This is a genomic window from Nocardioides sp. CF8 (genome assembly GCF_000389985.1).
Classification (GTDB): domain Bacteria; phylum Actinomycetota; class Actinomycetes; order Propionibacteriales; family Nocardioidaceae; genus Nocardioides; species Nocardioides allogilvus.
Genome location: NZ_CM001852.1, coordinates 4,209,473 through 4,210,553, shown reverse-complemented (window position 1 = coordinate 4,210,553; position 1,081 = coordinate 4,209,473). Strand labels below are relative to the sequence as shown.

Annotated in this window: 1 protein-coding gene; it reads left to right on the top strand. The window is 64.4% G+C overall.

Annotated elements, in window-relative coordinates:
- Window positions 1–103 precede the first annotated feature (103 nt).
- The gene (locus tag CF8_RS20470) at window positions 104–1,069 is read left to right on the top strand and encodes an IS481 family transposase (protein ID WP_084622978.1); all 966 of its coding nucleotides are present in this window, start codon (window positions 104–106) and stop codon (window positions 1,067–1,069) included.
- Window positions 1,070–1,081 lie beyond the last annotated feature (12 nt).

Below are 1,081 nucleotides of genomic sequence, written 5' to 3'. Positions count from 1 at the left end.
TGTACCCGGCCAGGACGTTGGTAGCAGCGTGCCTGGTTGAACGAACGAGAACCCCCGAGTGGGATGTGGCTTGTCTAAGGCCCACTCCAACCCGGAGGTTCTCGTGTCCCACGGTAGTGCTCGGTTGACCGTTCACGGTCGTCGACTGATCGTCCAGCGGTATCAGGCTGGCTGGCCCAAGGCCCACATCGCCGCCGCGATGGGGGTGTCTCGCAAGTGCGTGAAGACCTGGATCGACCGCTACGCCGACGAAGGCGAAGCCGGTTTGATCACGCGCTCGTCTCGACCGCACTCGATGCCGGCCAAGACCAGCGACGAGGTCGAACAGAAGGTCCTCGCTGCCCGTGTCGAGCATCGTGACGGGCCCGACGTCCTCGGTCCGAAGGTCGGGGTCTCGGCCCGGACGGTGTCACGAATCCTGCGGCGCCATGACGTGCCCTATCTGCGCGAGTGTGACCCGATCACTGGTGAGGTGATCCGGTCTTCGAAACAGACTGCTGTGCGTTACGAACGCGAGCGACCCGGCGAGCTGGTGCACATGGACGTCAAGAAGCTCGGCAAGATCCCCGACGGTGGTGGTTGGCGAGCCCACGGCCGTGGAGCCGACTCGATCCAACGCGACCGGTCCGCAAAGGTCGGCTACGACTACGTCCACTCACTCGTCGACGACCACTCCCGACTGGCCTACTCCGAGGTCCTGCTCGACGAGAAAGGCCCGACCTGCGCCGACTTCCTCGAACGCGCCATCGCCTACTTCGCTACCCACGGCATCACCCAGATCGAACGACTGATGACCGACAACGCGTGGGCGTATCGGTGGTCGCTGCGCAAAGTCTGCGCCGACCACGACATCAAGCAGAAGTTCATCAAGCCCCACTGCCCCTGGCAGAACGGGAAAGTTGAGCGCCTCAACCGGACCCTGGCCACCGAGTGGGCCTACCGCCAGGTCTTCATCAGCAACGACGACCGCGCCGCCGCTCTTGCGCCCTGGCTCGAGCACTACAACACTCAACGACGCCACAGCGCACTCGGAGGGCTTCCGCCGATCAGCCGGCTGCTACCAACCTGATGGCCGGGTACA